The sequence below is a fragment of the Nocardia sp. NPDC006982 genome (assembly GCF_042869435.1).
In the GTDB taxonomy this organism is placed as follows: domain Bacteria; phylum Actinomycetota; class Actinomycetes; order Mycobacteriales; family Mycobacteriaceae; genus Nocardia.
The window spans coordinates 280,513-296,010 of sequence record NZ_JBIAFV010000004.1; the positions used below are offsets into that span (position 1 = coordinate 280,513).

General features: G+C 64.2%; 17 protein-coding genes. 9 read left to right on the top strand and 8 right to left on the bottom strand.

Annotated elements, in window-relative coordinates; all coding sequences use genetic code 11:
- Position 1 precedes the first annotated feature (1 nt).
- Positions 2 to 919 carry a TIM barrel protein gene (locus tag ACFYOW_RS18310; RefSeq protein WP_387289283.1) on the bottom strand — a complete coding sequence of 306 codons (918 nt, stop codon included), beginning with the start codon at positions 917 to 919 and terminating at the stop codon, positions 2 to 4.
- Between the two features lie 261 nt (positions 920 to 1,180).
- On the opposite strand from ACFYOW_RS18310, the gene ACFYOW_RS18315 reads away from it, so the two are divergent.
- Positions 1,181 to 2,185, top strand: coding sequence for a LacI family DNA-binding transcriptional regulator (locus tag ACFYOW_RS18315; protein WP_387289285.1), 1,005 nt, complete (start codon positions 1,181 to 1,183; stop codon positions 2,183 to 2,185).
- A gap of 27 nt (positions 2,186 to 2,212) precedes the next feature.
- Positions 2,213 to 3,226: a Gfo/Idh/MocA family oxidoreductase gene (locus ACFYOW_RS18320; protein WP_387289287.1), complete on the top strand. Its 1,014-nt coding sequence runs from the start codon at positions 2,213 to 2,215 to the stop codon at positions 3,224 to 3,226.
- A 271-nt stretch (positions 3,227 to 3,497) separates the two neighbouring features.
- On the opposite strand, the gene ACFYOW_RS18325 is transcribed toward ACFYOW_RS18320, so the two are convergent.
- On the bottom strand, positions 3,498 to 3,854 hold the full coding sequence (locus ACFYOW_RS18325) for a hypothetical protein (protein WP_387289289.1): 357 nt from the start codon (positions 3,852 to 3,854) through the stop codon (positions 3,498 to 3,500).
- 168 nt (positions 3,855 to 4,022) lie between these two features.
- On the opposite strand from ACFYOW_RS18325, the gene ACFYOW_RS18330 reads away from it, so the two are divergent.
- A complete protein-coding gene (locus tag ACFYOW_RS18330) occupies positions 4,023 to 4,313 on the top strand; it encodes a hypothetical protein (RefSeq protein WP_387289290.1) in 291 nt (96 codons plus the stop codon).
- A gap of 42 nt (positions 4,314 to 4,355) precedes the next feature.
- Here ACFYOW_RS18330 and ACFYOW_RS18335 read toward each other — a convergent pair whose 3' ends face one another.
- Positions 4,356 to 5,708, bottom strand: coding sequence for a hypothetical protein (locus ACFYOW_RS18335; RefSeq protein WP_387289291.1), 1,353 nt, complete (start codon positions 5,706 to 5,708; stop codon positions 4,356 to 4,358).
- A gap of 384 nt (positions 5,709 to 6,092) precedes the next feature.
- Between ACFYOW_RS18335 and ACFYOW_RS18340 the strand changes: the two genes are divergently transcribed.
- The 3 genes from ACFYOW_RS18340 to ACFYOW_RS18350 all read left to right on the top strand — a co-directional run bounded on the left by ACFYOW_RS18340 (position 6,093) and on the right by ACFYOW_RS18350 (position 7,580).
- Positions 6,093 to 6,404, top strand: a complete 312-nt coding sequence (locus ACFYOW_RS18340) for a hypothetical protein (protein ID WP_387289292.1) — start codon at positions 6,093 to 6,095, stop codon at positions 6,402 to 6,404.
- A 5-nt stretch (positions 6,405 to 6,409) separates the two neighbouring features.
- Complete coding sequence (locus ACFYOW_RS18345; RefSeq protein ID WP_387289294.1) at positions 6,410 to 6,652, top strand: hypothetical protein; 243 nt, start codon at positions 6,410 to 6,412, stop codon at positions 6,650 to 6,652.
- A gap of 73 nt (positions 6,653 to 6,725) precedes the next feature.
- Positions 6,726 to 7,580, top strand: a complete 855-nt coding sequence (locus ACFYOW_RS18350; RefSeq protein WP_387289296.1) for an HNH endonuclease — start codon at positions 6,726 to 6,728, stop codon at positions 7,578 to 7,580.
- 158 nt (positions 7,581 to 7,738) lie between these two features.
- On the opposite strand, the gene ACFYOW_RS18355 is transcribed toward ACFYOW_RS18350, so the two are convergent.
- Complete coding sequence (locus ACFYOW_RS18355; RefSeq protein ID WP_387289298.1) at positions 7,739 to 8,200, bottom strand: nitroreductase/quinone reductase family protein; 462 nt, start codon at positions 8,198 to 8,200, stop codon at positions 7,739 to 7,741.
- A gap of 102 nt (positions 8,201 to 8,302) precedes the next feature.
- Here ACFYOW_RS18355 and ACFYOW_RS18360 point away from each other — a divergent pair, with 102 nt between their 5' ends.
- A complete protein-coding gene (locus ACFYOW_RS18360) occupies positions 8,303 to 8,932 on the top strand; it encodes a TetR/AcrR family transcriptional regulator (RefSeq protein ID WP_387289300.1) in 630 nt (209 codons plus the stop codon).
- A 270-nt stretch (positions 8,933 to 9,202) separates the two neighbouring features.
- On the opposite strand, the gene ACFYOW_RS18365 is transcribed toward ACFYOW_RS18360, so the two are convergent.
- Both ACFYOW_RS18365 and ACFYOW_RS18370 read right to left on the bottom strand, forming a co-directional pair.
- A complete protein-coding gene (locus ACFYOW_RS18365) occupies positions 9,203 to 10,606 on the bottom strand; it encodes a VWA domain-containing protein (RefSeq protein WP_387289302.1) in 1,404 nt (467 codons plus the stop codon).
- A gap of 334 nt (positions 10,607 to 10,940) precedes the next feature.
- A complete protein-coding gene (locus ACFYOW_RS18370) occupies positions 10,941 to 11,831 on the bottom strand; it encodes an AAA family ATPase (RefSeq protein ID WP_387289304.1) in 891 nt (296 codons plus the stop codon).
- A 232-nt stretch (positions 11,832 to 12,063) separates the two neighbouring features.
- Between ACFYOW_RS18370 and ACFYOW_RS18375 the strand changes: the two genes are divergently transcribed.
- Both ACFYOW_RS18375 and ACFYOW_RS18380 read left to right on the top strand, forming a co-directional pair.
- Positions 12,064 to 12,363, top strand: a complete 300-nt coding sequence (locus ACFYOW_RS18375; RefSeq protein WP_387289306.1) for a hypothetical protein — start codon at positions 12,064 to 12,066, stop codon at positions 12,361 to 12,363.
- A gap of 373 nt (positions 12,364 to 12,736) precedes the next feature.
- Positions 12,737 to 13,141: a hypothetical protein gene (locus tag ACFYOW_RS18380; protein ID WP_387289308.1), complete on the top strand. Its 405-nt coding sequence runs from the start codon at positions 12,737 to 12,739 to the stop codon at positions 13,139 to 13,141.
- 81 nt (positions 13,142 to 13,222) lie between these two features.
- Here ACFYOW_RS18380 and ACFYOW_RS18385 read toward each other — a convergent pair whose 3' ends face one another.
- Positions 13,223 to 14,194 (bottom strand): acyl-CoA thioesterase, encoded by a 972-nt coding sequence (locus ACFYOW_RS18385; protein ID WP_387290059.1) that lies wholly within the window; start codon positions 14,192 to 14,194, stop codon positions 13,223 to 13,225.
- Between the two features lie 145 nt (positions 14,195 to 14,339).
- Complete coding sequence (locus ACFYOW_RS18390) at positions 14,340 to 15,437, bottom strand: alkane 1-monooxygenase (RefSeq protein WP_387289310.1); 1,098 nt, start codon at positions 15,435 to 15,437, stop codon at positions 14,340 to 14,342.
- Positions 15,438 to 15,498 lie beyond the last annotated feature (61 nt).

The following is a 15,498-nucleotide window of genomic DNA, read 5'->3' on the forward strand; positions in this document are numbered from 1 at the left end:
TCTAGATTCGGGCCCAAGGGGATCGGGGTGAGCCCAGCGCGGCACCTATGCCCGCAAGGTGCATCAGACTGCGGGCGGCGTCGCGGCTCGGCTGTTCTGCCGAATCGTCGGGGTGCAATGCCGTGTCCTGTTCGATGACATACCAGCCGCGGTAGCCTGCGGCGTGCACGCTGCGCACCAGGGCCTCGATGTCGATATCGCCCTCGCCGAGCGGAACGTAGATGCCGCGGCGGACGGCATCGCTGTATTCCATTGCGCCGCTGCGCACTCGGTCGGCGATGGCTTTGCGCACATCCTTGAGATGGACATGTCCGATGCGTTCCGGACAGCGTTGTGCGAGGCGCACCGGATCAGTGCCGCCGATGAGCAGGTGGCCGGTATCCAGGCAGAGGTCGAGATCGGAATCGGCGAGGAACCTGTCGACTTCGGCTTCACTCTCGACGTAGGTGCCGACGTGGGGATGCAGGGTGGTGCGCAATCCGAATTCGGCGGCGACATCCCGGATGGCGGCGGCGGTTTCGATCAGCGTCCGCCACTCTTCGTCGGAAAGTGCAGGGCGCGTGTCGTATCCGTCGAGGCCGGTCGCGGCCGCGAGGACGATCACCTCCGCGCCCGTCGCGGCGAACAGCGCGGCGTTCTCGCGGGCGGTCTCCATTGCCCGCTCCGGGTCGCGGTGCAGCGGGAGGGCTAGGAAGCCACCGACCGAGGTGATGTCGAAATCATCTAGCAGCGAGCGCAATTCGGCTGGATTGCGCGGTAGGTAGCCGGGTGGGCCCAGTTCCGTCGCGGCGATGCCGAGCGCGGCCATCTCGGTGAGGACGGTTCGCGCGTCGAGCACATGGCCCCAGCCGGGGACTTCGCAGACTCCCCAGGAGATCGGCGCGGCCGCGATGCGCAGCGGATAGCGAGGTTGGGTCATCCGGGCTCTCCGACCTTCGGTGTCGATCGACGTATGGCGCTATTGGAGCGCTCCAACTATGTAACGTAGGTCATACTGTGTCAAGTACTGCACCGGTCGCTGGTTTATCGCTGCTACCTGCGAAAACTGACACCTTCCAGCGGAAATACCGGCGCTCGCAGTGGGAAAAATGTCGGATTAGAGCGCTCTATTGATTAGGACTGGCCGACCTTGTAACGTCCGACACTGCAGGAGCACGGTGGGATGCGGAACGGAGGCGAGATGGCTCGACCGACCATGGAGGACGTCGCCGCCCGCGCCGGGGTGTCCCGCGCGCTGGTCTCCCTCGTCATGCGCAACTCCCCCAAGGTCAGCGAACATCGGCGCCGCGCGGTGCTCGCGGCCGCGAAGGATCTCGGCTATCAGCCGCACATCATGGCTCGGTCGCTGGCCAGCCGGACCTCCAACATCATCGGCGTCATGGTCTCCGACCTGCGCAATGCGTTCTTCGCCGATGTGGTGGAGGGTATGGACGCGGCCGCCCAGGACGCGGGCGTGGAGTTGATCCTCAATACCGGCCGCCGCAGCGCCGCCCGTGAGCGCACCGCGCTGGAGAGCCTGCTGTCCTTCCACCCCGGCGGCATCATCCTGCTCTCACCCGTACTGCCGGTGGCGGCCATCCGCGACGCCGCCGAGAAGTGCCCGATCGTGCTCATTTCACGCAGCTCCACCATTGCCGACGTCGATACCGTCAATGACGACGGCGAGCTCGGCGCCGCACTCGCCGTGGATCATCTGGTCTCGCTCGGCCACCGCCGGATCGTGCATCTCGACGGCGGCGGTGCCTTCACCTCGGCCTCGCGCCGCCGCGGCTACCGCGCTGCAATGGCTCGAAATGGGTTGGAGCCCATGATCATTGCCAGCGAGCACACGGACTCCGGGGGTATCGCCGCAGTCCAGAAGCTGCTGAACCTGTTCTCCCGCGACAACTTTCCCACCGCACTGGTGTGCGGCAACGACTTCAACGCCGTCGGTGCGATGTCGGCACTGGAAGAGGCCGAACTTTCGGTGCCGCGAGATGTTTCGGTCGTCGGTTACGACAACACCTCACTGGCCGCGCTGCGACATGTTTCCTTGACCACCATCGATCAGCCACGAATTCAGATGGGCCGCTTGGCGATCGAAGCGCTCATCGAACGGCTGCGCGACGGTCGCACCGAACCGGTGCGCCGCCGACTGGAACCCGCCCTGGTTGTCCGCGCGACGACCGCGGCACCACGCAACTGAAGCGCTATTTCACCCGAAGGAGAGCCGATGACATCTGCACTCACCATGGGCCTGGCCGGTGTCGGCCGTATCGGCACCTCACATGCCGAAACGCTGAAACACCTGCCCGGTGTCGACACCGTCATCGTCGCGGATGCCGACGCCGAACGCGCCCACGCCGCCGCCACCAAACTCGGCGTCCAAGCCGTCCCCGACATTGACGCACTCTTCGCCGCCCCACTCGACGGCCTGATCATCGCCACCGCCACCGACTCCCACCCCGAACTCATCACCCGCGCCGTCGACGCCGGCATCCCCGTCTTCTGCGAAAAGCCGGTAGCCGCCGACATCCAAGGCACCCTCGACGTCATCACCCGCCTCGAAAACTCCACCGTCCCAGTCCAAATCGGATTCCAACGCCGCTTCGACGCCGGCTACCGCGCCGCCCGCGATGCCATCGCCTCCGGTTCCCTCGGTTGGCTGCACACTTTGCGCGCCACCACCCTCGACCCCGCTCCCCCACCGGCCGAATATGTTGGACGTTCCGGCGGGTTGTTCCGCGACTGCGGGGTTCACGATTTCGACATAATCCGCTGGGTTACGGGGCGCGAGGCGGTCGAGGTCTATGCGACCGGCGCCAACCGCGGCGAGGAATTCTTCGCCGCCGCGGGCGATGTGGATACCGCCGCGGTATTGCTGCGCCTGGACGACGACACCTTGGCAACCGTCTCCCTCAGCCGCTACAATGGCGCAGGCTACGACGTTCGCCTCGAAGCCCTCGGCTCTCGCGGAAATGCCGTCGTCGGGTTGGACGACCGAGCACCCTTGACCTCGGTCGAACCCGACTACACCCCTTCAGGTCTCCCCGCCTACCCAGGATTCATGGAACGGTTCCGTCGGGCGTACACCGATGAACTCGCGGCGTTCTTGTCGGTCGTGTCCGGCGAACTCGCCAGCCCCTGCACACCTGCCGACGCACTCGAAGCGTTCTATATCGCTGAGGCATGCGAACTTTCGCGACACGAAAATCGGCCAGTTGCGGTGGCCGAAGTACGCCGCTGACGGGCCCGCGTCGCACTAGGCCTGCACACCTACTCGACCGGCGATCATTGGGAATCCCTGGCGGCATCGTCCGAACCCGGCCGCCACCAGTTCCCGGTGACGTTGTTCCGACGAGGCGCTCGCACGGCAACCTCACCGAGCAGCGCTGCAGCAACACCGTCCTTGGCTCAGGTCGCGTGCAATTCGGTGCTCCGGCAGCTGCCGTCGCGCGGCGGCGAACGGCCCCACACACCACTCGGCGGGTACATGAAATGGAAACTGGCCAAACGCATTACACAAACCGAGCGGTAGACGACTCCGGCGTCGATCCCACACCTCGCATCGCGACGACCTGATTCGAATCCTCGTACAGGATCTCCCCTAGCGCACCGGAATCCAGTCGCACCCACCTCACGCCGTGCGCGTCAAGGATCGCGAGATACCCCTCCACCCGCGCGATCATCCCCTCAGCCACCGCCTTGAACCACGACGCCGCTCCTGGATGAACCGCACGGTCGTAGATCCCAGGATCCACCTCACTCGGATCAACAAGATTCGCGTTGTACCAATCATTGTTGACCCGCCGAAACCGCTGCTGCTCCCGCGTCAACGCCCCCGCCCGCGCCAATCCATTCACCAGTGCGAACACCCCCGGACGCCGTCCATGTCGGTTCGCCTCCGCAGCTTCGAACCGCACAAACCGACGCCCGCTCACGAACCTGTTGTACCGCAAAGATGTCAGACCCTGCTGCAACACTTCTCGTGGTCAGCGCGACCGCTCACCGACCTCTAGAAACCGACATCCTCGGGGGATCTCATGCCATTCGCCGCACTCACCACCATCTCGATCCTCTGCATCACTGCCGCAGTTACCGCCCTGACCGCATCCGTAGCCACCGACTCGCTCGCCACCAAAGCCACCCGAGCCGCAAAATCCTGCTTCATCGGCGACAACCTCCCCACCGACGCCTACTTCACCACCCGCTCCCGCTCCGCCCGCCTCTCCCAAATCTCCACCCGCCTAATGACTTCCGGCGTCCTGCTCCTGCTACTGGGAGTAGCCACCCTCGCACTGGCCGCCTGGCAGCACAAACACGCCAGCAGCTAGTGACCCGCTACGAGCTCTTGGTCGCACTCCTGACGATTCAGGTCACGCCACCAGCAGCGTCCGAGCGCGCTCGTTGAAGTCCGCGACCAAAGGGTGTGGCCCGAACGACCTCATGCGTCGTTGAACGTCGCGGACCGCTTCCACCGAACGAGACGACTTCACCTTGCGGGAGAGATCAACCGTCCGCACACCTGCCGCGTAGGCGGCATCAAGGTCGCGCTTCTGAATGTGCGTCACCGCCAACGCGGCATGAGACAACGCACCTCGCCGCGCACGATTCTGCGTGCGGGCGTATGCGATCGACCGTCGGGCGTGCGGTGCAGCGTCCTCAGGTTGTCCGAGGTCTCGGAAGGCGTTGGCCCACTCACCGCAGATGTACGCCTCATCGATGAACTTCGCCCATTCCGGCTCATGATCGGGTTCCACCCGAGCGAACGCGTCCTCGGCGGCATTGACCGCCTGCGCCGTCCCGACCTTGTCGCCCAGGACTGCCAGGGAGCGAGCTTCAAGCGTCCATAGGTCCGCGAGACACGCCGGAGAGTTCACCTTCGAAAGCCCTTGGCGGCCCGCCTGGGCCAGTCGACGGCCTTCCTTGGGGTAGCCGAGCAGGGTCGCTTGATCGGCCATTCCGGCAAGTACGTGGGCGCCGAGCGCTGGGTCGCGCGATTCCTCGGCCAGGCGCAGTGCTTGGATCAAGTACCGCTGCGCAGTCCCGTGCTCGCCATTGTCGAACGCCATCCACCCGAGCAGATAGGTCTGTTCGGCAGCCGCTCCGCACAGTGCCAGTCGAACCTCGTCGGTGAATGTCCGGCGAAGCAGCGGGTAGACATGCTCGTCCATGTACGCAGCCAGCACCAACCGACCCGAGCCGCCGCCCTGGAAGATGTCCATCTCCTGGAAGGTGGCGAACATGTTCTTCACCGCGGTGACGTCTTCGAGTCGAACCCGCTGCCGTTCGTCAGGCAACTGGTCAAGGGTGTTGAGCAGCCAGTCACGGGATGGTCCGATCGCCGCGACTACCGCAAACGGCGCGGTGACAAGCAACTTTCGCCGGTCCACGTCTGCCCTCCCAAGATCTGCGACAGCTTCTACCGTCTCCGCCAACGATGGGCTATAGGTGAGGGCACGGTCAACAGACGGTGCGTCACCCAGACCGAGGTCATAGGTCGTCACGCGGAATCCGAACCGCGCGGAGAACAGATCTGCGAGCATCGCCGGAACCGGGCGGCGCGGGGCTTCCCCGTCGTCTGTCCACCGCCGCACGCTCGAGGCGTCCGGCCTGACATGAGGTTCGTTCCACTCGATCGCGAGGGAGCGCACGCGGCGCGCCAACTCTTTGTTGCTCCACCCGGAACGGGTGAGCCACTGCGAGAGCTGCGTGTTCGGAGCCTTCATCACATCACCCATTTGGTCAGCGATGGTGGGCGTTCCACCACCCTTCAACACCTCCGACGACCTTACTACCAGCGCCGACAGAGTGTGTGCTGGTAATACGCCCGAAGAGCACACTCTCTTCCCTCATCAGGAGTTGTTTCAGGGCACCGGGCGCACCCAAAACCGTCGAGGTCCTGGAGGTCTGCACATGCCGAGCCGAGAGCTTCCGAAACGCAATCCGTTCGTCGGGCCGCCAGCCGTATACAGCGGAGCACCGGCCGACATGGTCGAGCGGTTCGCGGCCGCAATCCGCTCATGGGCAGACCATCCCATTCCCACAGAATCGTCTCGGTGCCGGGGTGTCGAGGCCCCCGGCACCGGGCGCACCAACGGTGGGGCGGCGTGATGCGCCGAGATGCGTTGCGGACCACGCAAACCCAGGACGACCGGAAGGTCGCGGTGTGGCAACTGGTCGGGCGTTCTGCGCACATCTTGCGCGTGCAGTTCCCGTATAGGTCGTTCACCGCCTTTCGTTTGCCGTCGCGCACACAGCTTCCGGAAGCGCAACTCGGAACGATCATTTTCGACACGTATCCCGATCTGGCCGACGCTCGGCAGATGCTTCCTGAACACGACGACCTCTGGGACGCGCTTCGTAATGACTACTGGGTCGCTCTGCTGTCCGCGACGGACCTCCCAAAGCCAATGGGGTCGTAGCTCAGATGCGCGAGATCCAGCCCAAGAAGAACGAAATCGCGCCATCGGTCAAGGCGCTGCTCGCTGCATTCAACGAAGACACCCCCGAGAAGCTGGAACTGGCTCCTTCCCATAGCCATCCGACGTTGCAGCGATCAGACGGTTCGTGGTGCGAGGTCGACGAGGACGGCTGGCCTGCGTACTGCGAAGACATGGACCAGGACGACGAGTCAGCATCCAGTCACTCGACTGAACTCGGGCTCGACTGAACGATCAACGCCGATCGAGTGAACATGGCACACTCCACTCGTGGAGAGTGGGGCGGAGCTAGCGTTGCGTCAGATGCTGTTCGAGCACCTGACGCAGGAGGTCGAGAAGAAGGGCACCTTGACCCGTGCCGAACTTACGGAGTTTCGCGTCAAGGGCGAGGTTTACAAGCTGGTTGATCGAAACAAGGGCATATGGAATCCGAAGAACCTGCTGGCCACTTTGTCCATTATGTCCAAACCTGACAGCCAGTATGCCGACGAGAAAGTCGGCGAATCGCTCTACGCCTATGCATACCGGGAAGGGAACGTCAACGGCGACAACACGAAGTTGCGGCGCGCCTACGAGTTGGGACTACCCATCATCCTTCTTCAATGGATCCGTGAAGGCGTCTACGTCCCGGTATGCCCGGTGTACGTCCTCGCAGACGACATGGAGAATCAGCGATTCCTCTTGGCGCTGGATGACAGCCTGCGTTCCGTAGCCGATCCACTCAACCTGAAACCCATTGAGCGCGCATATGCCCAGCGGGTGACCAATCAGCGACTACACCAACCAGAATTCAGAGGCAGGATCCTGCTTGCATATGACAGGCGATGCGCGATATGCGCCGTAGGCCACGGGCAGTTGCTCGATGCCGCCCATATCATTGGCGACGCGAAAGAGCATGGTTCCGCCGATGTCATAAATGGGTTGTGCCTCTGCAAGATCCACCACGCGGCGTACGACGCGAATCTGCTTGGGGTAGCCCCCGATTACCGTATTCATATCGGCCCGAAGCTGATGAGAGACCGGAGCAACGGGCCGATGCTCCAGCACGGATTCCAACAGATGAATGGAAAGCCACTGACCCGGCCGCACCGGCGCAGCGACTGGCCCTCGCCCGAACTGCTTGAGGAGAGGTTCAGCGAGTTCCAAGCCGCAGGTTGAAATCAACTTGCACCGTTGGAATCAGGATGAACTGCGACCTCCGACTGCTGGGAGCATCTGATTTCAGACAGTCCCGACCTGGCCATCGGTCGACACGAAGACTATGGATTCGGACTAGTTGGCCGAATAGTTGGGGCGATGCCGAAGATCATGGCCGGTCACAGGGGCTGGAGGCAGACTATGGCGGTGCCGCGGGATAGCGCCGCGCGGAGGGAGGGGAGGTTTACGGTGCCGTCGGGGTTTAGGTGGATTTTGGCGAAGCGGCCATGGGTTGGGTTTTGGGTGAGGATTTCGCGGTAGAGGGTGGCGGCTCGGGGCTCGTCGGTTATGACTTCGTGGGCGGCTTGGATGTGGTTGCCGCGCAGGAGGATTTGGACAGGAACGTCCGGAATCAGGTTGTGGCGCCAGTTGGCGGCGGTGCCGATGAGGAGGTGGCCTTCGTGTTCGGCGTAGCCGACGGGGTTGGCGTATTCGCGGCCGGTTTTGCGGCCGGAGACGGTGATGATGAGGAGCCTTTTGCTGAGTAGAGGGTGCAGTGGGGAGCGGAGGATGAAGCGGACGATGGCGTCGCCGGTGCGTTGGATGCGGGATTTGGTGGTGGGGGTTTTGGTGCTGGTCATGGGGGTGGCTCCGCTCGTCGGATAATTACTGAGTAGATACTCAGAAAATACGCCCGGGTGGGGCATACTGCAAGGGCTGATCGGTGCGAAGAGGAGGTTGCGGTGGCGAAAGCTGCGGATGGTGCGCGGGCGACGCGCGGGCAGCGGGGGCGGCCCTCGACGGGGGTGCGGGAGTCGGTTGTGGTTGCGGCGCAGGAGATTTTGGTGGAGGCGGGGGTGGCTCGGTTGTCCACGAAGGAGGTTGCGAAGCGGGCGGGGGTGGCCGAGTCGAGCATTTTTTATCACTTCGGCGATCGAATGGGGTTGTTGCAGGCGGTGATTCAGCGGCATTTGCGGCCGGTGAAGGATGTGCTCGGGGAAGTCGAGGAGGAGCCGGGGTTGCGGGCGGGGCTGGTGGCGCTGGTCGAGGCGTTGGAGGAGTTCTTCGTGGATGCCATTCCGGTAATGGCTGCGGTGCAGTCGGATGTGGAGTTGCGCGCGAAGTTTGCCGAGCGCAATCGGGAGTTGGATATCGGGCCGCATCGTGCGGTCGACGCGGTTGTTGCGCAGCTGTCGATGCGGCGCGCCGACCAGCGGGATCCCGGCACGGTGGATCTGCGAGCCGCCGCCTTGCTGCTGGTCGGCGCGGCGCACCAACGAGCACTACAGCGTCAACTGAGCCCGCCAGACGTGATCGCGGCGCTGCCGACGACAGAGTCCATTGTCGATACGGTTATGCCGATTCTCGGCTGACACCGCAGGGAACGGTCGGGCAAGCGGTTACGGCATACCTCCGTCGCCACGGTCATGTCCGCTCTCGGAGCGGTCAAGCTGGCCAGTAGCCGAGCGATCACCTCGGCCAGCTGCCTGACGTTGCGGCATTCGTGCATCGTTATTCCGCTCGGCATACACCTCATCGGAGCGGTCAAGCAGGCAGGAGCCGACCGATCACCTCGGCCAGCTGCCTGACGTTGCGGCATTCGTGCATCGTTATTCCGCTCGGCATACACCTCATCGGAGCGGTCAAGCAGGCAGGAGCCGACCGACTACCTCGGCCAACTGCTTGACGTTGCGGCATTCATGCATCGTTATCCGCTCGGCATACACCTGGGCGGCGGAGTCGCCGGTGGACCAGGAGCGGGCGGGTTCGGGGTTGAGCCAGTAGGCGTGTTTGGCTCGGTCCGACATTGCTTGGAGGGCGGGGAGATTGGGGTCGGTGCGGTTGGTGCGGGCGTCGCCGAGGATCAAGAGGGAAGTGCGCGGGCCTAGAGCGTCGAGGTAGTTGTCGACGAAGCCCTGGAAGGCCTCGCCGTAGTTGCTGCTGCCGAAGCGGGCGACGTTGGTATGGCGGATGATTCGTGCGGCCAGGTCGGGGCTCGGGGGTTCGCCGGGGGTGAAGTGGGCGGTGATTTCGTCGCAGGTGTCGATGAAGCCGAAGCTGCGAACCTTGCTGAATTGGTCCTGCAGCGCTTGGACCAGTTGCAGGGTGAATTCGGCGAAACCCGTTACGGAGCCGGATAGGTCGGCGAGTACGACCAGGTCGGGGCGGCCGTGTTTGCGGGCGCGAAGAACTGGGTCGATCGGCACGCCACCGGTGGCCATGGAGCGACGCAGGGTGCGGCGCATATCGATCTGGCCGCGGACCGCCTTGCGGCGACGGGCGGCGAGGCGGGTGGCGAGTTTGCGGGCCAAAGGGTTTACCAGGCGGCGCATTTCGGCGAGGTCCTGAGTGCGTGCGCCGAGGAAGTCGACCTGGTCGGTGCTGGATTCGACGCCGCGGCGGGCGATGTACTCGGTGCCACGGAGTTGGGCGGAGCGCAGGCGCGCCTCGGTTTGGACGGCGGTGCGGAATTCACGCAGGCGACGGTCGGCTTCAATGGTGCGGACGGTGGTGTCGAGATCGGCGCCCATGCTTTCGATGATGCGATCGGTAAGTTCCTCTGGCCGTAGAGATTTCATGGTCAGATAGGAGGACCAGCCCGCACCCGATGCGGTGGTGACCGGGCGCGTGGGCTCGCCGGCGCCGACTCCCCCATAGCCGCCCAGGGCGGTGAGTGCCTGCCGGGCGAGTTCGGTAACGGCAGCGCGGTCGTCTCGAGCGACTGCATCCACCAGGCGGTCGCGTAGATCGTCGATGGATTCGGACGTCGACGGGGTTGCCGGTTGCTCGGCAGTGAGGAAGTAGAGATCGAAGAGCTGGTCGAAGACGGCGCGCTGGCCGTTGCGGCGCAGCAGACAGGCGGCCATGCCGGAGCGCAGGCGGTTGCGGTCGGATAGGCCGAGCGCGAGCATTGCCTCGGCGGCGTCGATGGTTTCGCTCGGGCCGGCGGAGATGCCGTGGTCACGCAGCAATCCGACGAACTCGACCAGACGATCGGTCATAGTGTCGGCGAGCTGCTCGGGGCTGCGCGACACGGGTGACGTCACTACTCGTTCCCCTCCCCCGGCATCCGCACGCATTGTCGGGATCCCGAGCCGTTGCCTTGAATAGTGCTGATACCGAGATACGGTGCGGCAGTTGATATATCGTCGCACCGCACGCAGAGCGGTTCTCCACTACGCGCGCCCGCCCGCGTCCGTCGGCCCGATCGGCGCCGACCCGCCTCGCCCACCTGCCCCACGCGTCGGTGAGATCCGCACTCGTCGCAGACGCCCGCAAAAGATCCCGATAAACGGTGCGGCAGTTGATGGGCGACGCATTCATGCGCGGTGCATCGCATGCGCCTCCATTCGGGCGCGACTCGGATCGCGGCAGCGGCGGTCATAACGGTCTGCGTTCGTGTGGATCGGCTGCCGGAAGCTCGAGGCGATCGATGGCTGTGCGGTGGTCGGCTTGGTATTTGAGGAGCACCCCGAGGGTTGATCGGACGACGGTGCCGGTGAGGTTGCGGGCACCGAGAGCTACGAGAGTTCTTGCCCAGTCCACGGTTTCGGCAATCGAGGGCGGTTTGCGGAGGGATAGTTCGCGGAGGGCCGCGACGGTTCGTACGACCGGCTCCCCCAGGGTTTCGTCGAGCTCGGGGACCTTCATGCGGACGATCGCGCGCTCCAATTCCGCTGTCGGATAGTCGATGTGAAGGTATAGGCAGCGGCGTTTCAGCGCCTCGGAGAGGTCACGGTTGGCGTTCGAGGTGACGATGACGAAGGGCTTGCGGACCGCGGTCACGGTTCCGAGTTCGGGGATGCTGACCTGATAGTCGCCGAGGACCTCGAGAAGCAGTCCTTCGAGCTCGATATCGGACTTGTCGAGTTCATCGATGAGCAGCACGGTCGGATGCGGATTCCGGATCGCGGCCAGTAGCGGGCGTTGCAGCAGGAATTCTTCGGTGAAGACGTGGTCGCGGGTGCTATCCCAGCTCGCGTTGTCGGTGGCGGTGATGCGCAGCAATTGCTTGGCGTGATTCCACTCATAGAGCGCGCGGGCCTCATCGATGCCCTCGTAGCACTGCAGGCGCACCAGGTCGGAGGTGGTGGCGGTGGCGATCGCCTTGGCCAGCTCGGTCTTGCCGACACCCGCCGGACCCTCGATCAGCAGGGGCTTGCCCAGATGACCAGCGAGGAACACCGCGGTGGCGATGTCGGTGGAGGGCAGGTATCCGGCGTCGGTGAGCCGCCGCGTCACCTCGTCGACCGAGCTAAAGAACTTACTCATCGGTAACAGTCTAGAACCAGCGGATTTCCGCTCCATCCCTGAGGCCGACACCCACCGCCTGGGGGACGCGTCATACCAAAGGATGAATCTCCCTGAAATCGTGTTCGCACCATTGCCATTCGACCGGCCGCGGCCGAGTGTGGACGTGCAAATCGTTGCGTCACCGGGCATCCCCTGCATCCGGCGAGCAACGACGGCGTCCCCGCGGACGCGCAGATAGAAAGGATCCACGGTGTTCTCGAGAACGACTCCCCGCCGATTGACCCGGGTGGCCATGGCCGGCGCCCTCGCCGCAGTCCCGCTGACCGCACTGGCCATACCCGCCTCGGCCGACCCGGCCACCAGCGACCCCGGCGTGACCGAGGTGCGACACCCGCACAACAACGATTGGGATTGCGACCGCCCCGGCTTCTTCGACGACTGGAACCACAGTCCCGGCCGTTGGGACGACTGCGATCTCCCGGGCCGCTGGAACGACCCATGGCGATTCCCCCGCCACCTGTTCCCCCGCGGAACATTCGGCAGCAGCTGATCGAGAGCAAACGGCCCGGCCGCACAGGAGCCGGGCCGTTGTCATTTCCAAACGTTCCCGCAGTGACCCCTGAATCCCGCAGCTGCGGCCTCTCCAACAACCACCCCTGGAAGCGAGCAGCTGTCGCATACCCCGTGCGCGCCGCACAGAGGCTCTACCTTTTGTGAGGTGGTTACTGGATGTGCGATCGCGTTGCCGGGTCGGCTCGCGTCCAGACGCTCCCGAGAAGCCTTTGTCGGCAACCGACTTCGGATCGATTCGAATCGGGGACACCCCTACTCGAGACTTATCGCACCTCATACTTTCGACTGAAATAACCCTGAATCCCGCTGCGGCAGGAGATTTTTCGGCACGCGCGCGCAAGAGTGGAAGAATGACAATGACGCCCCGCCGGATGCTGGCCCAGGTGGCAGTGGCCGCCGCTCTCATCGCTGTTCCCTTGACCGCCTCGGCAATTCCGGCGTCGGCCGCACCCGCAACAGGTTCCGCCGGATCGGATGACTGTGAGGCACCCGAGCACCGGGACGAGTGCGAACAGGCGTGGCGGTACGAGCAGGACCGGCGGGACCGGGAGGCCCGCGAATGGGCGCACAACCTGAACAATCCGGCGAACCCCATGAGCCCACTGAACCCGAACAATCCGGCCAACCCGCGATACCAGTGGGAGCACAGCCTCAATAACCCGGCTAATCCGATGAGCCCGCTCAACCCCAATAACCCGGCCAACCCGAACAGCCCGCTCAACCCGAACAACCAGCACAGACCGAACACCAACTAGCCCGCGCCGCGGTGGTCCGGCCTCAGCCAGTCCGGACCACCGCAACGGGAAGTCGCACCCCGGGCCAGCCGCTACAACCTGTCACGGCATCGGGACCCGGAAATGGTTGGGCTCGGCATCGGCGGGCACATCACTCGCCTGCGTGAACCGCTCCACCTCGGCACGCAATTCGATGAGATGCCGCGCATGCGCATCGAGCGCCTCATCCTCCGCGGATACCGGAACCCATTGGCGCACCGGCCGTGCCTTACCGTTCTCATCGACCGCGACAACAACCGCGAGACCGTGCGCGGCGAGCGCCGGTTCATCGGAATGCGTATCCGTCGACGTCACGTGCACGCTGACGTGCATGCTGCGCGGCCCGGTGTAAATCAGCCGCGCACTCACCTCGACGATATGCCCGATGACAATCGGGCGGTAGAACCGGATACCGCCGAAGTACGACGTAATCACATGCTGCCCAACCCAATCGGCACCGCAGATATACGCGGCCTCATCGATCCACTGCATAGTGCGACCGCCGTGCACCTTGCCACCCCAGTTGATATCCGAAGGCGCGGCCAGGAATCGCAAAATCGACGTCGGCGCCGTACCCGCCGCTGTGTACTGCTGCGCGGCCATCGCCTCCTCGATCCGCTTGCGAACCGAAACCCGCGCTCGCGCTTGCCGATGCCGCTCGAGTTCCAGAATCGACGTCGGATTCCATTGCGGCACTTCGACGGTCCGCCGGTTGTCGTCGATCGCGACGAAGATCGTCAGGCACTGCGCCGTCTGCACCGGCCTGCGTCGCGTGGGATCGGTCGAATAGACGCTGACGAGAATATGCATGCTGGTGCGCCCGGTGTGCACGAGATTCGCATGCAGTTCGACCAATTCACCGACCGCGATCGGACGGTCGAGGTGAATATTGCCGACGTAGGCGGTAACGCAGTAGCAACCGCTCCACTGCGCCGCCGCCGCATAGGCGACCTTGTCGATCCATTCGAGTAGCTTGCCGCCGTCGACCGAACCGGCGATGCCCGCGTCGGCCGGTTTGACGAGAAAGCGGTGGATGGCCTCGGCACGTCGACCGGCCGATGCCGGGCTCGGTACGGAAGTGGGGACAAGTGTGGTGGATGAGATGCTCACGACTCGCGATCTGTTCGGCAGACAATGGTTCCGACTCCGATGTCCCCGAAGACGATAGGCAACCGCGCCGCTACGGGCGAGTAGCCGGCTCAGCCGATGCGGCGGTCAGCGGAGGTGTCCGGCGCAAGCGAGCGGAGATGCGGCGACGCCTGGTCCGAGGTTTGGTGTTGATGAGGTTGAGATCACCGCCGTAGTGGGCAAGGACACGATGGTCCATGACCGCGCGCCAGATCGGCGGGACGGCGGCCAACAGAATCATGCTTGCGTAGCCAGCGGGTAGCTGCGGCGCCTCCTCAGAGCTGCGCAGGGTCTGGTAGCGGCGGCCCGGATTCGCGTGGTGGTCGCTGTGGCGTTGTAGATGGAACAGGAATATGTTCGTGACCAGACGGTCACTGTTCCAGCTGTCACGCGGGGAGCAGCGCGCGTAGTTGCCATTGCGACCGCGCGGGCGAAGCAGTCCGTAGTGCTCGACGTAGTTCACCGTCTCGAGCAGCCCGGCGCCGATCAGCGCCTGCAGCGCCAGAAACGGGATCACCGCAGGCCCGAACAGGACGATCAGCGTGCCGAATAGCGCGACACTCATCGACCAAGCCTGCAACAGATGATTGTCCAAGCAGAACCAGCGCTTTCCCTTGCGGGAAAGGCGTTCACGCTCCAAAACCAGAGCCGAGCGGAAGCCGCCGAGCATAGTGCGCGGCAGGAACTCCCACAGTGATTCGCCGAATCGGGCACTGGCCGGATCTTCCGGCGTCGCGACGCGCACGTGATGGCCGCGGTTGTGCTCGACGAAGAAGTGCCCGTATCCCGATTGCGCCAGTGCGATTTTCGCCAGCCAGCGTTCGAGGTGCTCGACTCGATGGCCGAGTTCGTGGGCGGCATTGATTCCGATGCCCGATACGAACCCGAGCGTCACGGCCAAACCCAGCTTGTCGGACATGCTCAGCGCCGGTCTGGCCCAGAGATATCCCGCGATGAGCAGGCCGATGAACTGTAGCGGCAGGAAAAGGTAAGTGCACCAACGGTAGAAGCGATCGTTGGACAAGGACTCGTAATCCTCGTCGCGCGGATTGCTCCCGTCATTCCCTATCGCCCAGTCCAGCAGCGGGATCACCACGAGCACGATGATCGGACCGATCCACCAGAATATTTCGAGGCCGGTATGGACCACGAGTTGCGAAGGAAGTACTGAGCAAGTCGGAGCGATCAATCCCAGTATCCACAGATACCGT